Genomic DNA, 15543 nt, shown 5'->3' with positions numbered 1-15543 from the left:
ACACTTAGCGAGCACAAGCCAAAGGCGCAGTGGGAGCTTAGTGTTCGTGTAAGGGCGCAGTGCGAAACACTGTTTCGCATGAAGCTTGGGTTTCCTGAAAGAAATGAGGTGACGGATATGCAGCATTGCGATAAAGAATTTGCCCAGGAGAGCCGTCGGTATCTCCATCAGCACCCGGAGCTCAGCGGGCAGGAATACGACACAGCCAAATTTATCCGGGAAAAGCTGCGGGAGTTTGGCATTGAGTATCAGGCTGTCGGGGAGACGGGGACTTATGGCTGGATAAAGGGCCATCAGGATAATGGCCGGAAGATCCTGCTGCGGGCGGATATCGATGCCCTGCCCATTGAGGAACAGACGGACCTTCCCTATAAATCCGTGAATCCCGGCATCATGCACGCCTGCGGCCATGATATCCATACAGCGGCGCTGCTGGCAGCGGCCAAGAAACTGGCAGAGTTGAAGGATAGCTTTTCCGGCACGGTGCTGCTGGCTTTCCAGCAGGCGGAGGAGTTTGGTCATGGCGCCCAGTATTTTCAGGAGCAGGGGCTGACCAAAGGTTACGAACGGGCCTTCGGGGTGCATATCGCGCCCGATGTGCCGGTGGGCAAGGTGGTGCTCTCGCGGAAAGCCGATGCGGCTTCCTGTGATTTCTTTCGCATCACCCTTACGGGCAGGAAGGCCCATACATCCAAGCCTCATCTGGGACGGGATGCCCTGCAGGCCGGGGCTTTGCTGGTGGGAGAAATCGCTAAGCTCCCCGGCAGACTGTTGCCAGCCTCGGAGCCCATCAATATCGGCATCGGCACCTTCAAGGCGGGCACTTCCTACAATATCATAGCGGACCATGCCGTTATCGAAGGCAGTTTCCGGGCCTTTTCCGAAGACAGCCGCCAGCAGCTCAAGAAAAAGATCAGTGAGCTGGCTGACAGTGCGGGGCTCAGCTATGGCGTGCAGGTACTCTGCGAATACGATTGCTTTGCCCGGGCGCTGATTAACGATGAGACAGCTCGGCAGGAGGTGGCTCAGGTGGCCGAAAACCTCCTGGGAAAAGACAAGGTGGAGATCAGCGAGGCACCCATCTTTGGCTTTGCCGGGGATGATTTTTCCGAATACCTGCAGGAAAGCCAAGGAGCTTATGCTCATGTGGGTGTCTATCTGGAAGGTTCTGCATCTGCCAGGGTGCTTCATAGCGAGAAGCTGGCACCGGCAGAAGAAGCGGTGGACATCGCCGCAGATTTGCATATTAATTACGCGCTGGAATACTTAGGGCGGAATGATTAATAGAAGAAAATTTGAAAGAGGGTTGATTTTATGAAGAAGTTAGCAAAGGGATTATTGCTTGCTCTGGTATTGGTAATCGGCGTGGTGGCCGCTGGCTGTGGGGACAACAAGAGCGCTGACATACAGAAGGTGCGGATTGGCGTATCCAGTTCTGCCGAGGAAGTCATCTGGAAGCCCATCATCGACAAGTTCAAGGAGAAGAACGTGGACATCGAGCTGGTGGTCTTTACGGATTACACCCAGCCCAACGCAGCACTGGCCAATAAAGAAATCGAGCTTAATGCCTTCCAGCATTACAAGTTCCTGAACAATGAGATCAAGAAGCATGGCTATGAGATTACCGCTATCGGTGACACCATGCTGTCGGCTTTGAACCTCTATTCCAAGAATATCCATGATATCAAGGAAATCAAGCCAGGAGACAAGATTGCCGTGCCTAACGACACCGTAAACTTTGGCCGTGCGCTGACTGTCCTGCAGGCTGCTGGCCTGATCCGCCTCAAGAGCACGGCAGGCACGACGCCGGAGCTTTCCGATATCGAGGAAAACATCGCCAAGATTGAAATCGTGCAGGTGGATGCGTCTCAGACGGCCTCCCTGCTGCCGGATGTGACGGCGGCTATCGTCAACGGCAACTACGCCGTAGATGCTGGTTTGGACCCGGATAAGGATGCTGTTTTCAAAGACGGTGTGGAATACTACAAAGGCAATGACTACTTCAATGTGATTGCCGCCAGAACGGAAGATAAGGATAAGGAACTCTACAAGGAAATTGTCAAAGCCTACCAGTCGGATACGACCAAGGAAATCTACAAGAAGGATTTCCACGGCCAGTATATTCCCGCTTGGGAGCGCTGATGAAATGAGGTGGCAGGGATGATTGTACTGAAAGATATCAACAAGACATTCAAGCTCAAGGATAAGGAGGTCACGGCGGTTCGCGATGTGAACCTGACCATTGAGGATAAGGAAATATACGGCATTATCGGTTTCTCCGGGGCTGGTAAATCCACCCTGGTGCGCTGCATCAATCTTTTGGAGCGTCCTACCTCCGGCCGCGTCATTGTGGGCGGTGTGGATATGCTGACATTATCTCCGAAAGAATTGCGGGAACAGCGCAAGAAAATCGGCATGATTTTCCAGCAGTTCAATCTGATGCCCTCCCGTACCGTGGCTCAGAATGTTGCCCTGCCCATTGAAAACAGCGGCTTGTCCAAAGAAGAGATTGCCCAAAAGGTCAATAAGCTGTTGGCCTTTGTGGAGCTGGAAGACCGGGCGGCAGCCTATCCCTCACAGCTTTCCGGCGGGCAGAAACAGCGGGTGGCTATTGCCAGAGCGCTGGCTACTGACCCGGAAATCCTGCTCTGCGATGAAGCCACGAGTGCATTGGATCCGCAGACCACGAAATCCATCCTGAAACTCCTGGCCCGGCTGAATACGGAGCTGGGCATCACCGTGGTGGTCATCACCCATGAGATGGATGTCATCAAGAAACTCTGCCATCGGGTGGCGGTCATGGAACATGGACGGGTGGTGGAGGAAAACACCGTGTATTCGCTCTTTGCTCATCCCGTGCAGGAAATCACGCGTAACTTCATCAATACCACTTCCAATCTGTCAGAAATCTATCAGCTTATTGAGGACAAGGCCGAGATTGTGGCGCTTGACCATGATGAACAGCTGGTGAAGATGCGCTATCAGGAAACCAATGTATCGGAGCCCCTGATTTCGTATATTTCCAGGAAGTTCGAGGTGACGGTGAATATCCTGTTCAGTGATGTGGAACTGGTCGAGGGGAAACCTTTGGGCGGCACCGTGGCCATCATCAAGGGGGGCAGAGGCCAGTTGAAGCAGGCCTTGAAATATGTAAGCCAGCGTAATGTGGATGTGGAGGTAATCAAAGATGGAGCTGCTGAATCTGTTGTTTCCAAACCTTATGCAGAAATTGCCTGAGTTCTATCAGGCGATTATCGATACTTTTGTGATGGTGGGGATTTCCGGAGGCATATCCTTTGTTTTAGGCATTATCTTAGGGGTGACCTTGATTGTCACCAAGTCCGGCGGTATCTTGGAACGCCGGGAGGTCTATCAGTTCATCGACAAGGTCATCAATACATTCCGCTCCATTCCCTTCATCATCCTGTTGACGCTGCTCCTGCCGGTCACTAGAATGGTAGTAGGCACCGGCATTGGGGTAAAGGGCGCCATCATTCCACTGGTCTTTGGCATTGTGCCCTTCTTCTCCCGGCAGGTGGAGTCAGCGCTGACGGAAATCGGCACCGGGGTTATCGAAGCAGCCCAGGCCATGGGGCTGAGTCCTTGGGAAGTGATTTTCAAGGTGTATCTGCGGGAAAGCATTGCGCCTTTGGTGCGGGCTACGACACTTACCACCATCAGCCTGATTGGCCTGACGGCCATGGCTGGGGCGGTAGGAGCTGGCGGTCTCGGTGACTTTGCCATCCGCTATGGCCACAACCGCTTTCAGGAGGATGTGACTGTGGGCACGGTCATCGTGCTGGTGGCTATCGTCTGCCTGATCCAGTTCCTGGGCAACCGGCTGGCCGCGAAGAACACACATTGATTACGCAGGGGGAATGAATATGGGAAAAAATCTGAATACCAGTCTGAATCATACCGGGGATGGGCAGTTCTACAAGCAGGTAGCCAAATCTTCCTCCGTGCCGGAGGTGCTGCCCATCTACCGTACTTCGGTCTTTGCCTTTGATGATGTGCCTTCGGTAGACCGCATCTATGAGGGGGAGGATGATGGCTATATCTACAGCCGCATCAAGCATCCCAACACGGAGGCGGTGAGCGAGATCATTGCCGCCGCTGATGAGACGGAAGCCGCCCTGGTGTTTTCATCGGGCATGTCGGCCATTGCCCTGAGTATCCTGACCTTTGTGCAGCAGGGCGACCATATCATTTCCTCGCCGGTGCTCTATGGCGGCGTCCATGATTTTTTAGCGAACGAACTGGCCCGGTTCGGTGTCAGCGTGACCTTCGTGGATTTCCTGCATGAAAATATCGCAGACTTTATCCGGCCGGAGACGAAACTCATCTATACGGAATCCATATGTAATCCTTTGATGGAAGTACCGGACTTGACTGCGGTGGCCAAAACAGCTCATGAGCATGACCTGCTCTTTTTAGTGGACAACACCTTTGCCACGCCGGTGGTGGTCAAACCCGCGGCCTTGGGGGCTGATGTGGTGCTCTACAGTGCTACGAAATATCTGGGCGGCCATAGTGATATCGTGGGCGGCGCTGCGGCAGGCTCGCAGGAACTTATCGATAAGATCCATAAGACACTGACTCTTTACGGGGCGGTGCTGGGAGCCGAGGATAGCTGGCTGCTGGCCCGGAGCCTGCGCACCCTGAATCTCCGGGTGACGGCGCATTCCCGCAATGCCCTGCAGGTGGCAGAGTTCCTGGAAAAACATCCCAAGATCGAGAAGGTCTTTTATCCCGGTCTGCCCTCATCACCCAGCTACAAGCGGGCCACGGCCCAGTTTGCCCCGGGGCTTTACGGCGGCATGCTGAGCTTTAATCTCAAAGGTGGCGAGCAGGAGGCGGCTACTGTTATCCGGGAACTGCTGACAATCAAATACGTACCCAGCCTGGCGGGGACGGCTACCACGCTTTCCTATGCGGCCAAGACCTCCCATCGCTTTTATCCGCCGGCGGACCTGGCGGCGGCAGGCATTACCTTAGGGCAGCTGCGCCTGTCTGTGGGGCTGGAACAGGTGGAAGACATCATCGCAGAACTCGATGCAGCATTGGCAAAGATTTGAGGAGGAATGGATATGCCCAGGTCAGACCGGGTTAAGCTGAAGGAAAAGATCAAACGCCGGGCCAAGGCCATGGATATCAATATGCTGGGGATAGCTCCTGTGGAACGCTGGGAGCAGGAGCCTCATCAGAGTCCGGACTTTTGGCCCCAGAACATCTGGCCCTGGAGCCGCAATGTCATCGTCATGGGCATGCAGATCTTTCCTTCGATGATTGAGACAACCCCTTCCGTAGTTTATTCGGAGTTATATAATACGACCAACCGTCTGTTGGATCATGCCGCCTATCGCATCGCGAACTTTCTCAATGAGGAAGGTTACCGGGCCCATTTCTTTCCCCGGGATTGCTACGGGGATATATCGGCGCTCGTGAAGCGGCCCGAAGCGGCTTTTTCCCAGGTATTGGCGGGGCTTTATGCGGGATTGGGTACGGTGGGCATGAACCACACCCTGCTGACGAAGAAATACGGCTCCCGCATCCGGCTGGTGTCCGTGATCACGGACGCCGACCTGCCCGCAGATAAGATGCTCAAAGAAGATATCTGCCTGGGCTGCAAGATCTGTGTCAAGGCCTGTCCCATGCAGGTGTTCTCCCCGGTCAAGGGGCAGATCATCGCCCGCATGGATAAGCATAAATGTGCACTCTGCCATCAGCAGCTCAAACAGGAGTTCCATTACCCCTGCGGCCGCTGCATCGCCGCCTGTCCGGTGGGCGAGGATAAGGGCAGATACGGAAAGGAGGCGATCAGTAAAGAGGGCATCCTGCACTGCCGGGATTTCGGCGCTGCAGATGCCGGTCAGGTTATAGCCTGAGTATACACTCTCCTGCTCATTCCCTGAGGAAATACGAACTTGTATTTCCTTAAGGGAAATTTTTTTGCGTGGGCATAATTAGCAGGAAAAATCCTGAAAAAAGGTTGACAGGTAAGTATGGCTTATGGTAAACTATCAAAGTCGTGAACAAGAAGAAGCCACCGCTTCTCACCTACTGACGGTTGGATTGAGTCAGTCGGGTTTATAGCATGAGTTTTATTGAAGGTGGCTTTGTGCCGCCTTTTTCTTGTTTTATAAGAGACGTAGACTTTAAGCAGGAGGTGTTTTACTATTAGCAGAGAATCCTTACGCATCAATGAGGAAATTCGTATTCGTGAAGTGCGCGTGACCAGCGCCGAAGGCGAACAGCTCGGTATCATGGCTACCCGCGATGCCCTGCGCATGGCAGAGGAACAGCATCTTGACCTCGTGGAAATCGCGCCGAAGGCCAAGCCGCCGGTTTGCCGCATCATGGATTTCGGTAAGTACCGCTACGAACAGCAGAAGCGGGAAAAGGAAGCGAAGAAGAAGCAGAAGGTCATCAACATCAAAGAAGTGAAGCTTCGCCCGAATATCGAACAACACGATTTTGACGTCAAGTTGAAGAATGCACTTCGTTTCGTAGAGGAAGGGAACAAAGTCAAAGTTACGATTATGTTCCGTGGCCGTGAGCTCTCCCATCCGGAACTGGGCAAAACTGTCCTGGGCCGCGTGGCAGAAGCATTGGGCGACCGTGTTTCCATTGAACGCAATGCCAAACTTGAAGGAAAAAATATGACGATGATCGTTGCGCCCAAAGCGCAGAAAGCATCGAAGCCCAAACAGCCTGCACAGGAATCCTGATTTTGCAAGGCTAATTTAAGGAGGAAAATGTAATGCCAAAGATTAAGACTCGCAGAGCAGCAGCTAAACGCTTTACCGCAACTGGTAGTGGTGAATTCAAACGTAACAAGGCTTTCAAAAGCCACATCCTGGAGAAGAAGTCTCCGAAGCGTAAACGTAACCTGCGTAAAGCTGCTATGGTTACTGCCGCTGATTTCGGTCGCGTAAAGAGAATGCTTCCTTACGCATAATTAAATCGTAATTTTATCGTTCATTTTGATTTTTTAGGAGGATGAAACCATGCCAAGAGTAAAAGTAGGCGTGACTGCACATAGACGTCATAAGAAAATCCTGAAGCTCGCTAAGGGTTACAAAGGTTCCAAGAGCAAACAGTTCAAGAAAGCTAACGAGACCGTAATGAAGGCTCTCTACTACGCTCGTCGTGACCGTCGTGCGAAGAAGGGCAACTTCCGTCGTCTCTGGATCGCTCGTATCAACGCTGCTGCACGTGTGAACGGCATTTCCTACAGCCGTCTCGTTTGCGGCCTGACCAAGGCTGGCGTTGAAGTTAACCGCAAGATGCTGGCAGACCTGGCCATCTCCGATGAGAAGGCTTTCGCTCAGCTCGTTGCTGTTGCTAAAGAAAACCTCTAATTTTATAGCTGGTTTATGCAAGCCGTCCCTGCGGGGGCGGCTTTTTTGACAGGAGGAATCTTGGATGGAACGAATTGACAGTCCGGCCAACAAGAAAGTCAAATTGGCGGCGGCATTGAAACAGCGCAAACAGCGGGAAAAGAGCGGCCTGTTTGTGGCTGAGGGCATCCGTCTATGCGAGATGGCGGCAGGATCTGACTGGTCAATTTCCTATGGCCTGCTGACCGGTCAATTGACGAGTCAGCCGCGGGGCAGGGATTTGACGGAAAAGCTTTCCGCTAAGGGCGTGCCCCTTTTCGAAGTGCCGGAAAACATCTTTGCCAAAGCCGCAGGCACGGATACGCCGCAGGGCATCCTGCTGGTCATGGAGTCAAAAAATCCGTCCCTGCCTATGCAGAAGGCAGGGACGGAAAAGCCTCTCTATGTCATTATGGATGGCGTGCAGGACCCGGGCAATGCGGGGACCATCATCCGCACCGCTGATGCCGTGGGGGCTGATGGCGTGATCATGCTCAAGGGTTCCGTGGATGCCTTCGCCGACAAAGTGGTGCGTTCCACCATGGGTAGCATCTTCCATGTGCCGGTTTATGCAGGCATCAGTGCCGCAGAATTGCAGGCTTTTGTCCAGGCGCAGGATTTGCAGCTTTTGGCCACGGCATTGGACGAAAATGCCAAACCACATTTCCAGCAGGATTTTACCCGGGGCACGGCAGTGGTGCTGGGCAATGAGGGCAATGGCGTGTCGGCAGAAGTGCTGGCAATGGCACAGAAGACCTATATCCCCATGTATGGGCAGGCCGAATCCCTGAATGTGGCCATGTCGGCGGCCATCGTACTCTACGAAGCCCTGCGCCAGCGGCGGTTCTGATTTACCGCTCACTCGCAAACCAATATGCCCAGCAGGCTCAGAGCCAGGATGATGCCGCCGATGATAGCTATATATTTGCCGATGGTCTTGGCTTCAATCCTGGCCCTGGCAAGTGGCATGGATGTGATGGGGTGTATGGGCGTAAAGAAGGGCAGTTCCCGCGGGTCTTTCACGGAAACGATGATCAGTGCGGACAGTAACAGTGATGCTCCAAAGATGGCCATCAGGATAAAGGCAGGTTCTTCCATAAGCTCAAATCCTTTCTGAAATATATCGATAAAGGATAAATTCTGCTTGGGACAGGTATATCCCTGCAAAAGCGGTTGTCATTTCCTCAGGATGAATATGATTTTCGTTGAATCGTTTCAAGAAGCTGGCCAATGGCAATAGAGACCTAAAATGCCCTGGCGTACCTGACAGGTCAGAGTTGACTGGTCAGTCAGCAGTTCATTGCTGACGGCATTGGGCATTGACTGGTTAAGATCAGCATCCATAAGCGGCCAGCGGACGTTATCGAGGCATACGCCATGGCATGTTGCGGTGACAGGCAGCAGGGAAATGGCAAGCGGGCGCTGCGTGAAGGACAGAGTAAGGGATTCGTTGTCTTTCACAAAGCACAGGAATTCCTGTTCGTCTGTCAATACGCAGGGCGTTGGCTGATAAGCACAGGAATACATCAGGCTGTAGAGGTGGTCAAGGCGGCCGCCAAAGGCACCGGTTATGAGGATGACCGGTGCTTTTGCCATTTTCTGCAGAGCCAGCTGCGTGTCGGTGTAATCCTTGGCCATGGGAAATTCCTCCATGGGCACGCCAAGGGATTTACCCCATTGCCAGGTGGCAGGAGCAGCACTGTCGCCATCGCCTAGGATATAAGTCGGGCGGAGCTTGTTCTTCCTGCAGGTGTCAAGTCCGTGGTCGGCGGCATAGATTTCCTCGACGGTTGGCAACTGGTTAAGCCATTCAGCTGCTGGCGGGCGTCCGCCGGTAATCAGCAGCCATGGCTGTTGGTCGTAACGTTTGCCATTGATGGTCAGCTGGGGCAGGGTAAGGCTATTGTGGGTGGAGTTGGTCATAAACAATCCCTCGATTTTATGCTATAATGATAGCTATAGCATAACATGAAGATTGTTTACAGGCAAATTGTGTAGAGAGGAGTTTTTGCGATGGTTCGTTTTACTTATTATGGTCATGCCTGCTTCCTGTTGGACGATGGCAAGTACAAGGTGCTCTGCGATCCGTTCCTGACAGGGAATCCCAAGGCGACCGTGAAGGCGGAAGATGTGGATGCAGATTTTATCCTGATTACCCATGCGCATGGGGATCACTTGGGCGATGCGCCGGAGATTGCTGACCGCACCGGAGCCGAGCTGGTGGGGATACCAGAGGTGCTGGGCGTCTGCGAGGAGCGCGTGCCAGGTTTGCGGCAGCATCCCATGAATCTGGGCGGCTCGCTGAATCTGCCCTTCGGCAAGGTGCGCATGACCTTGGCCCAGCACAGCAGCGGTGTGCCTGGCGGCATTGCCTGCGGCTATGTGATCTATATGGGCGGACTCAAGATTTATTTTGCCGGTGATACGGCGTTGTTCTCGGATATGCAGCTGATCGGCAAGAAGGATGATCTGGACTATGCCATCCTGCCTGTAGGTGATAATTACACCATGGGGCTTGAGGACGCAGCGATGGCGGCGCAGCTTTTGAATGCGCGTCATGTGATTCCTGTCCACTACAATACCTGGCCTATCATCAATCAGGATGTGCGCCATTATAAGGAGATTACGGAAGCGATGTCCCGGGCAGAGGTTCATATCGTAGAACCCGGGGCCACGCTTTCCATGTGAAGATGACGGATAAGACAAATAAGAAAGAAAAACTAATCGTGATATTGGGGCCAACGGCGGTGGGCAAGACGGATTTGTCCATCGCGCTGGCTCAAAAACTGGATACGGAGATTATTTCCGGGGATTCCATGCTCTTTTACAAGGGATTTGATATTGGTTCGGCCAAACCTACAATCGTGGAACGGGCGGGTATCGTGCATCACCTCGTGGATAATCTGGAACCCTGGGAGAATTTCAATGTGACGGATTTCGTGCGGGAAGCGCAAAGCCTGATTACAAAGCTCAACCAGCAGGGAAAGATTCCCATCATTGCCGGTGGCACCGGACTCTATATCAAGGCGCTTCTGGAAGGCTATGAGTTCAATGAAACCGCCGACCATAGCGAATTCCGGCAGGAAATGACGGCTTTGGCCGAGGAGCGGGGAAAGGAATATGTGCATCAATTGCTCGCCAAGCTCGATCCGCAGGCCGCGGAGGAAATCCACGCCAACAACCTGCGTCGGGTAATCCGGGCGCTGGAGGTGGCTCATTTCGGCGGGGAACAGATTTCCCGCGCAAAGGAAAGCCGGGCAGATGATGAGGCTTCCCTCTGCTACGATGTTTATGTCGTGGGGCTCAACCGCGAACGGCAGGGGCTTTATGCACGCATCAATCAGCGCGTGGAGCTCATGTTTGCTGCCGGCCTGGAGCAGGAGGTAAGAAGCCTGCTGGACAAGGGGATTACCCGGGAGATGCAGGCCATGCAGGGCATTGGTTACAAGGAGACCGCCGCCTGGCTGAATGGGGAAATGACCAGGGAAGAAGCTGTAGAACTGATTCAGAAGAGCACCCGCCATTTTGCCAAGCGCCAGCTGACCTGGTACCGCAAGATGCCCTATATCCATTGGTATATGGCCGATGAAATGACCGGTGCTGAACTGCTGGCTGCTGTGACAGCGGATATCCAAAATTATTTTAACAATGAAAAATAACGATTTCTCTGCTTTTGTGCACTTGTCAAATACAGGCGTTTTAGGTAAAATGGTTATGGAAGAATTTATGAATCACTATGTGAGCAGGGAGTGGGTTAGAAAATGATTATCGGCAGTATGGATACACTCGATGAAAATCATGTGGATTATCCGGCGATTATTCAAAAAGCACTGGCGTTTTTGCGTGAGCATGATTTCACCAAGATGGAAGACGGCAAGTATCCCATTGAAGGCGATAAGTGCTTTGCTAATCTGCAGCGCTACAATACCCGTCCGGAGGATGATTGCAAGCCGGAGACTCACAGAAAATTCGTGGACATCCAGTATATGGTTGATGGAGAAGAGTTTATGGGCTGGTGCCCGTTAAGCCCTGATTTAGAGGAAAGCGCTCCCTATGATGAGGAGCGGGATGTGACATTCTATAAGGCATTGGTTCCCGATAGCAGCATCGTGCTCTCGCCGGGCTGTTTTGCCGTGCTTTATCCTGAGGATGTGCATCGTCCCCAGGCTTCTGTGGGAGAGGAATCCTGCAGGGTAACCAAAGTGGTCGTGAAAGTGGCCATTGACAGTTTGTGATATACAGGCATAGAGACACTATTGCGTAGGTGTCTCTATGCCTGTTTGTCTATATAAAGCTTTATGTATTTATTCTATTTATTGTCTGGAGGAAAAGAAAGTTCATGACTGTTAGAAGAATTTTCGTAGAAAAACGACAGGGATATTTTGATATTCCCGCCCAGCAGCTGTGCGATGACCTCAAGGAAACCTTCCGCCTCGATGCGCTGAAGGCCGTGCGCATCATCAAGCGTTACGATATTGAAGGGCTCAGCGATGCGGAATACGCTGCGGTGAAAAATGTTGTTTTCTCCGAACCGCCGGTAGATGTTGTCTATGAGGAAAAGCTGCCCAAGTTCACCAATTCCCGCGTATTTGCTGTGGAATTCCTGCCGGGACAGTATGACCAGACAGCGGATTCGGCCGCGCAGTGCGTGCAGCTGATTACCCAAAAGGAACGTCCGGAAATCCGGGTGGCCAAGGTCATCGTCATTGTGGGCGATATCGACCTGGAGACCTTCGGGAAAATCAAGGAATATTGCATCAATAAGGTGGAGAGCCGGGAAGCCAGCCTTGCTAAGCCTGCTTCCTTGCATAGCGAATATGAAGAACCTGCCGATGTTGAAGTGCTGGAAACCTTCAACAATCTGGATGCCGAGGGTTTGCAGGACTTTTGGCGTCAGCATGGTTTTGCTATGAGCCTTGCCGATATGGCTTTCTGTCAGATTTACTTCCGAGATACGGAAAAGCGCCCGCCGACGATCACGGAACTTCGCGTCATTGATACTTACTGGTCTGACCATTGCCGCCATACGACCTTTACCACGGCGGTGGATGAGGTGCAGATCGATGAAGGCTACTACAGCCCGAGCCTGTCCAAGGCTTATGCAAAATACATGAACTATCGCGATATGCTCTACATCGGAGAAGAGCGCGATGTAACATTGATGGATATCGCGGTTATCGGCATGAAGGCCCTGCGCCGTCAAGGCAAGCTCGAAGACCTCGACAAGTCCGAGGAGATCAATGCCTGCAGCATCGTGGTGGAAGCCGACATTGACGGCAAGCCTGAGGAATGGCTTGTGATGTTCAAGAACGAAACCCACAACCATCCGACGGAAATCGAGCCCTTCGGTGGTGCGGCAACCTGCCTCGGCGGTGCCATCCGCGATCCGCTGTCTGGCCGTTCCTATGTCTATCAGGCTATGCGCGTGACCGGTGCAGCAGATCCGCGCCGTCTCTTGAAAGACACGCTGCCGGGCAAGCTGCCCCAGAAGAAGATCACGTTGGGCGCAGCTGCCGGTTACTCTGCTTATGGCAATCAGATTGGTCTGGCGACCGGTCAGGTACGCGAAGTCTATCATGAAGGCTATATGGCCAAGCGCATGGAAATCGGTGCTGTCATCGCAGCCGCTCCGAAGGAAAATGTCGTGCGTGAGCGTCCGCTGGCCGGCGATATCGTCGTGCTCGTAGGCGGCCGTACGGGGCGTGATGGCTGTGGCGGTGCTACGGGTTCCTCCAAGGAACATACGGAAGAATCCCTGACCTCCTGCGGTGCTGAAGTGCAGAAGGGCAATCCGCCGACGGAACGCAAGATCCAGCGCCTGTTCCGCAATCCGGAAGTCAGCCGCATGATCAAGCGTTGCAATGACTTCGGTGCGGGCGGCGTGGCCGTGGCCATCGGTGAATTGGCGCCGGGCCTGACTATCAACCTCGATGCAGTCAAGAAGAAGTACAAAGGCCTCGATGGCACGGAACTGGCTATCTCCGAATCCCAGGAGCGCATGGCGGTCGTCATCCGTCCGGAACATCTGGAACGTTTTGCCAAACTGGCTGATGCCGAAAACCTCGAAGCAACCAAGGTAGCCGAAATCACCCAGGAACCGCGCCTGATCATGAAATGGCGGGGCAAGGCAATCGTACAGATGAACCGCAAGTTCCTCGATACCAACGGCGTGCGCCAGCACGTAAAGGCCAGAATCACCTGCCCGGATGAAAAGCAGCGTTATCTGCATGAGATTCCCCAGGCACTGCAGGATGATAAGGCTGATCTCGAACAGCTTTGGCTCAGGAATCTGCAGGACCTCAATGTCTGCAGCCAGAAGGGCTTGGCTGAGCGCTTTGACTCCACGATTGGCGGCAACACGGTACTGATGCCCTTCGGCGGCAAGCGCCAGCTGACGCCGGCAGAAGGCATGGTAGCTAAACTGCCGGTAGAAGGTGCAGAGACCAATACAGCTACGGCCATGACCTTCGGCCTCAATCCGGCTTTGACGGAATGGAGCCCCTTCCATGGCGCGCTCTATGCTGTGGTTGAAGCTGCGGCTAAGATGGTCGCTCTGGGCGGCCGTGCGGACAAGATCCGTCTGACCTTCCAGGAATATTTCGAGAGCCTGGGCAAGGATGAAGTCAAATGGGGTAAGCCCTTCGCTGCTCTCTTAGGTGCGCTCTGGGCTCAGCACGAACTGGAGATTCCGGCCATCGGCGGCAAGGACTCCATGTCCGGCACGTTTGAAGACATCCATGTACCGCCTACGCTGGCTGCTTTTGCCGTGGATGTGCTCAAGGCTGACGATGCCGTATCACCGGAATTCAAATACCCCGGCAACAAGGTATACTTGGTACCGGCGCCGAAGGATGCGCAGGATCTGCCCGATTTCCCGAAGATGCGCGAGAACTGGTCCATGGTCACGGACCTCATGGAAAAACACCGCGTCTTTGCCGCTCAGAGCATTGGCGTAGGCGGTATCGCCGCTGCCGTGTCCAAGATGGTGCTCGGTAATGGTGTGGGCTTCAAGTTCACAAAGTCCATGAGCAAGAGCAAGCTCTTTACGCCGGATTATGGTGCGCTGATTTTGGAAGTGGCCGCTTCGGAAAAACTGGCCGAACTCCTGCAGCAGGCTGGCTGCCAGGAACTCGGCGAAACCACCGATGGACCGAGCGTGGTTTGCGACGATACGGTCATCATGTTGGCGGATATCGAAACGGCTTACACCAAGCCGCTCGAGAAGATTTTCCCGACGCAGGTGAAGCAGTACAGCAAGGACAGAGCTGTCGATATGACCTATACCAAGGGCAACGCCATCCGCAATCAGATCAAGATTGCTAAACCGAAGGTCTTTATCCCCGTATTCCCGGGCACGAACTGTGAATACGATTCGGCAAGAGCCTGGCAGCGGGCTGGCGCCGAAGCGGAAACGCTGGTGGTGCGCAACCTGACGCCGCATGCTGTTGAGGAGTCTGTCGAAGCCATCGTCAAGGGCATCAAGGATGCCAACATCATCATGCTGCCGGGCGGCTTCAGCGGCGGTGACGAACCGGATGGTTCCGGCAAGTTCATTGCGGCCATGTTCCGCAATCCCCGCATCAAGGAAGAAGTCCACAAACTGCTGTTCAAACGCGATGGTTTGATGCTCGGTATCTGTAATGGTTTCCAGGCTTTGATCAAACTGGGACTTGTTCCATACGGAGAAATTCGTGATTTGGTAGACAGTTCGCCAACTTTGACGTATAATAACATAGGTCGGCATGTTTCCTGCATGGTCAAGACTAAGGTGGTATCCAATCTTTCCCCGTGGTTCAACAATGTGAATGTGGGGGATATCCATACCATTGCAGTTTCCCATGGTGAAGGACGCTTTGTTGCCGATAAGGAAGTTCTTGCCTCCATGCGGGTGCGCGGTCAGATTGCCACTCAGTATGTGGACGAGCAGGGAAATCCGTCCTTGTTCATTCCCTATAACCCCAATGGTTCCGTCAGCGCCGTGGAGGGCATCACGAGCCCCGATGGCCGGGTACTGGGTAAGATGGGACATTCCGAGCGTATCGGACAGGACATCGCCCGCAATGTGCCGGGTGAGAAAGACCAGCAGCTCTTTGAGGCTGGCGTAGCTTACTACAGCTAAGATTTACAATAAAATAACAGGTGTGCGGTCGGTCTATTTATA

At 53.4% G+C, this 15543-nt stretch carries 16 protein-coding genes; 14 read left to right on the top strand and 2 right to left on the bottom strand.

Features of this window, described 5'->3' with window-relative positions; all coding sequences use genetic code 11:
• The first annotated feature begins 117 nt into the window (after nt 1-117).
• The 10 genes from BLQ59_RS10580 (at nt 118) to BLQ59_RS10535 (ending at nt 8232) form a co-directional block, all read left to right on the top strand.
• Nucleotides 118-1284, top strand: a complete 1167-nt coding sequence (locus BLQ59_RS10580; RefSeq protein WP_176756787.1) for a M20 metallopeptidase family protein — start codon at nt 118-120, stop codon at nt 1282-1284.
• A gap of 30 nt (nt 1285-1314) precedes the next feature.
• A complete protein-coding gene (locus BLQ59_RS10575) occupies nt 1315-2142 on the top strand; it encodes a MetQ/NlpA family ABC transporter substrate-binding protein (protein ID WP_074572863.1) in 828 nt (275 codons plus the stop codon).
• 18 nt (nt 2143-2160) lie between these two features.
• Nucleotides 2161-3237 (top strand): methionine ABC transporter ATP-binding protein, encoded by a 1077-nt coding sequence (locus tag BLQ59_RS10570; protein ID WP_074572862.1) that lies wholly within the window; start codon nt 2161-2163, stop codon nt 3235-3237.
• A complete protein-coding gene (locus tag BLQ59_RS10565; protein ID WP_074572861.1) occupies nt 3188-3865 on the top strand; it encodes a methionine ABC transporter permease in 678 nt (225 codons plus the stop codon). The genes BLQ59_RS10570 and BLQ59_RS10565 overlap by 50 nt, the downstream gene beginning before the upstream one ends.
• A 19-nt stretch (nt 3866-3884) precedes the next feature.
• On the top strand, nt 3885-5078 hold the full coding sequence (locus tag BLQ59_RS10560) for a trans-sulfuration enzyme family protein (RefSeq protein WP_074572860.1): 1194 nt from the start codon (nt 3885-3887) through the stop codon (nt 5076-5078).
• Nucleotides 5079-5090: 12 nt separating this feature from the next.
• Nucleotides 5091-5888, top strand: a complete 798-nt coding sequence (locus tag BLQ59_RS10555) for a 4Fe-4S dicluster domain-containing protein (RefSeq protein WP_143005340.1) — start codon at nt 5091-5093, stop codon at nt 5886-5888.
• A gap of 291 nt (nt 5889-6179) precedes the next feature.
• Nucleotides 6180-6731, top strand: coding sequence for a translation initiation factor IF-3 (gene infC / locus BLQ59_RS10550; protein WP_074572859.1), 552 nt, complete (start codon nt 6180-6182; stop codon nt 6729-6731).
• A gap of 32 nt (nt 6732-6763) precedes the next feature.
• Nucleotides 6764-6961: a 50S ribosomal protein L35 gene (gene rpmI / locus BLQ59_RS10545; RefSeq protein WP_074572858.1), complete on the top strand. Its 198-nt coding sequence runs from the start codon at nt 6764-6766 to the stop codon at nt 6959-6961.
• A gap of 49 nt (nt 6962-7010) precedes the next feature.
• Nucleotides 7011-7364, top strand: coding sequence for a 50S ribosomal protein L20 (gene rplT, locus BLQ59_RS10540; protein WP_014424100.1), 354 nt, complete (start codon nt 7011-7013; stop codon nt 7362-7364).
• Between the two features lie 64 nt (nt 7365-7428).
• Nucleotides 7429-8232, top strand: coding sequence for a TrmH family RNA methyltransferase (locus tag BLQ59_RS10535; RefSeq protein WP_074572857.1), 804 nt, complete (start codon nt 7429-7431; stop codon nt 8230-8232).
• 8 nt (nt 8233-8240) lie between these two features.
• On the opposite strand, the gene BLQ59_RS10530 is transcribed toward BLQ59_RS10535, so the two are convergent.
• Both BLQ59_RS10530 and BLQ59_RS10525 read right to left on the bottom strand, forming a co-directional pair.
• Nucleotides 8241-8480: a hypothetical protein gene (locus BLQ59_RS10530; RefSeq protein WP_143005339.1), complete on the bottom strand. Its 240-nt coding sequence runs from the start codon at nt 8478-8480 to the stop codon at nt 8241-8243.
• A gap of 117 nt (nt 8481-8597) precedes the next feature.
• Nucleotides 8598-9305, bottom strand: coding sequence for a thiamine diphosphokinase (locus BLQ59_RS10525; protein ID WP_074572855.1), 708 nt, complete (start codon nt 9303-9305; stop codon nt 8598-8600).
• 90 nt (nt 9306-9395) lie between these two features.
• Here BLQ59_RS10525 and BLQ59_RS10520 point away from each other — a divergent pair, with 90 nt between their 5' ends.
• The 4 genes from BLQ59_RS10520 (at nt 9396) to BLQ59_RS10505 (ending at nt 15501) form a co-directional block, all read left to right on the top strand.
• Complete coding sequence (locus BLQ59_RS10520) at nt 9396-10070, top strand: metal-dependent hydrolase (RefSeq protein WP_074572854.1); 675 nt, start codon at nt 9396-9398, stop codon at nt 10068-10070.
• Between the two features lie 2 nt (nt 10071-10072).
• Nucleotides 10073-11041, top strand: coding sequence for a tRNA (adenosine(37)-N6)-dimethylallyltransferase MiaA (miaA, locus tag BLQ59_RS10515; protein WP_074572888.1), 969 nt, complete (start codon nt 10073-10075; stop codon nt 11039-11041).
• Between the two features lie 102 nt (nt 11042-11143).
• Nucleotides 11144-11617: a NanQ anomerase/TabA/YiaL family protein gene (locus BLQ59_RS10510; protein ID WP_074572853.1), complete on the top strand. Its 474-nt coding sequence runs from the start codon at nt 11144-11146 to the stop codon at nt 11615-11617.
• 104 nt (nt 11618-11721) lie between these two features.
• The gene (locus BLQ59_RS10505) at nt 11722-15501 is read left to right on the top strand and encodes a phosphoribosylformylglycinamidine synthase (RefSeq protein ID WP_074572852.1); all 3780 of its coding nucleotides are present in this window, start codon (nt 11722-11724) and stop codon (nt 15499-15501) included.
• The last annotated feature ends 42 nt before the right edge of the window (nt 15502-15543 follow it).

The organism is Pseudoselenomonas ruminantium (assembly GCF_900104055.1).
Classification (GTDB): Bacteria; Bacillota; Negativicutes; order Selenomonadales; family Selenomonadaceae; genus Selenomonas_A; species Selenomonas_A ruminantium_C.
Note: the sequence above shows the minus strand (reverse complement) of the source record. Positions and strands in the feature narration are given on the sequence as shown.

Excerpts from the sequence above, each read along its gene's own strand:
- BLQ59_RS10555 (WP_143005340.1), top strand. The coding sequence starts at position 5,091 with ATGCCCAGGTCAGACCGGGTTAAGCTGAAGGAAAAGATCAAACGCCGG.
- BLQ59_RS10580 (WP_176756787.1), top strand. The coding sequence starts at position 118 with ATGCAGCATTGCGATAAAGAATTTGCCCAGGAGAGCCGTCGGTATCTC.
- rplT (WP_014424100.1), top strand. The coding sequence starts at position 7,011 with ATGCCAAGAGTAAAAGTAGGCGTGACTGCACATAGACGTCATAAGAAA.
- BLQ59_RS10505 (WP_074572852.1), top strand. The coding sequence starts at position 11,722 with ATGACTGTTAGAAGAATTTTCGTAGAAAAACGACAGGGATATTTTGAT.
- rpmI (WP_074572858.1), top strand. The coding sequence starts at position 6,764 with ATGCCAAAGATTAAGACTCGCAGAGCAGCAGCTAAACGCTTTACCGCA.
- BLQ59_RS10510 (WP_074572853.1), top strand. The coding sequence starts at position 11,144 with ATGATTATCGGCAGTATGGATACACTCGATGAAAATCATGTGGATTAT.
- miaA (WP_074572888.1), top strand. The coding sequence starts at position 10,073 with ATGACGGATAAGACAAATAAGAAAGAAAAACTAATCGTGATATTGGGG.
- BLQ59_RS10565 (WP_074572861.1), top strand. The coding sequence starts at position 3,188 with ATGGAGCTGCTGAATCTGTTGTTTCCAAACCTTATGCAGAAATTGCCT.
- BLQ59_RS10520 (WP_074572854.1), top strand. The coding sequence starts at position 9,396 with ATGGTTCGTTTTACTTATTATGGTCATGCCTGCTTCCTGTTGGACGAT.
- BLQ59_RS10570 (WP_074572862.1), top strand. The coding sequence starts at position 2,161 with ATGATTGTACTGAAAGATATCAACAAGACATTCAAGCTCAAGGATAAG.
- BLQ59_RS10525 (WP_074572855.1), bottom strand. The coding sequence starts at position 9,305 with ATGACCAACTCCACCCACAATAGCCTTACCCTGCCCCAGCTGACCATC.
- BLQ59_RS10575 (WP_074572863.1), top strand. The coding sequence starts at position 1,315 with ATGAAGAAGTTAGCAAAGGGATTATTGCTTGCTCTGGTATTGGTAATC.
- BLQ59_RS10535 (WP_074572857.1), top strand. The coding sequence starts at position 7,429 with ATGGAACGAATTGACAGTCCGGCCAACAAGAAAGTCAAATTGGCGGCG.
- BLQ59_RS10560 (WP_074572860.1), top strand. The coding sequence starts at position 3,885 with ATGGGAAAAAATCTGAATACCAGTCTGAATCATACCGGGGATGGGCAG.
- BLQ59_RS10530 (WP_143005339.1), bottom strand. The coding sequence starts at position 8,480 with ATGGAAGAACCTGCCTTTATCCTGATGGCCATCTTTGGAGCATCACTG.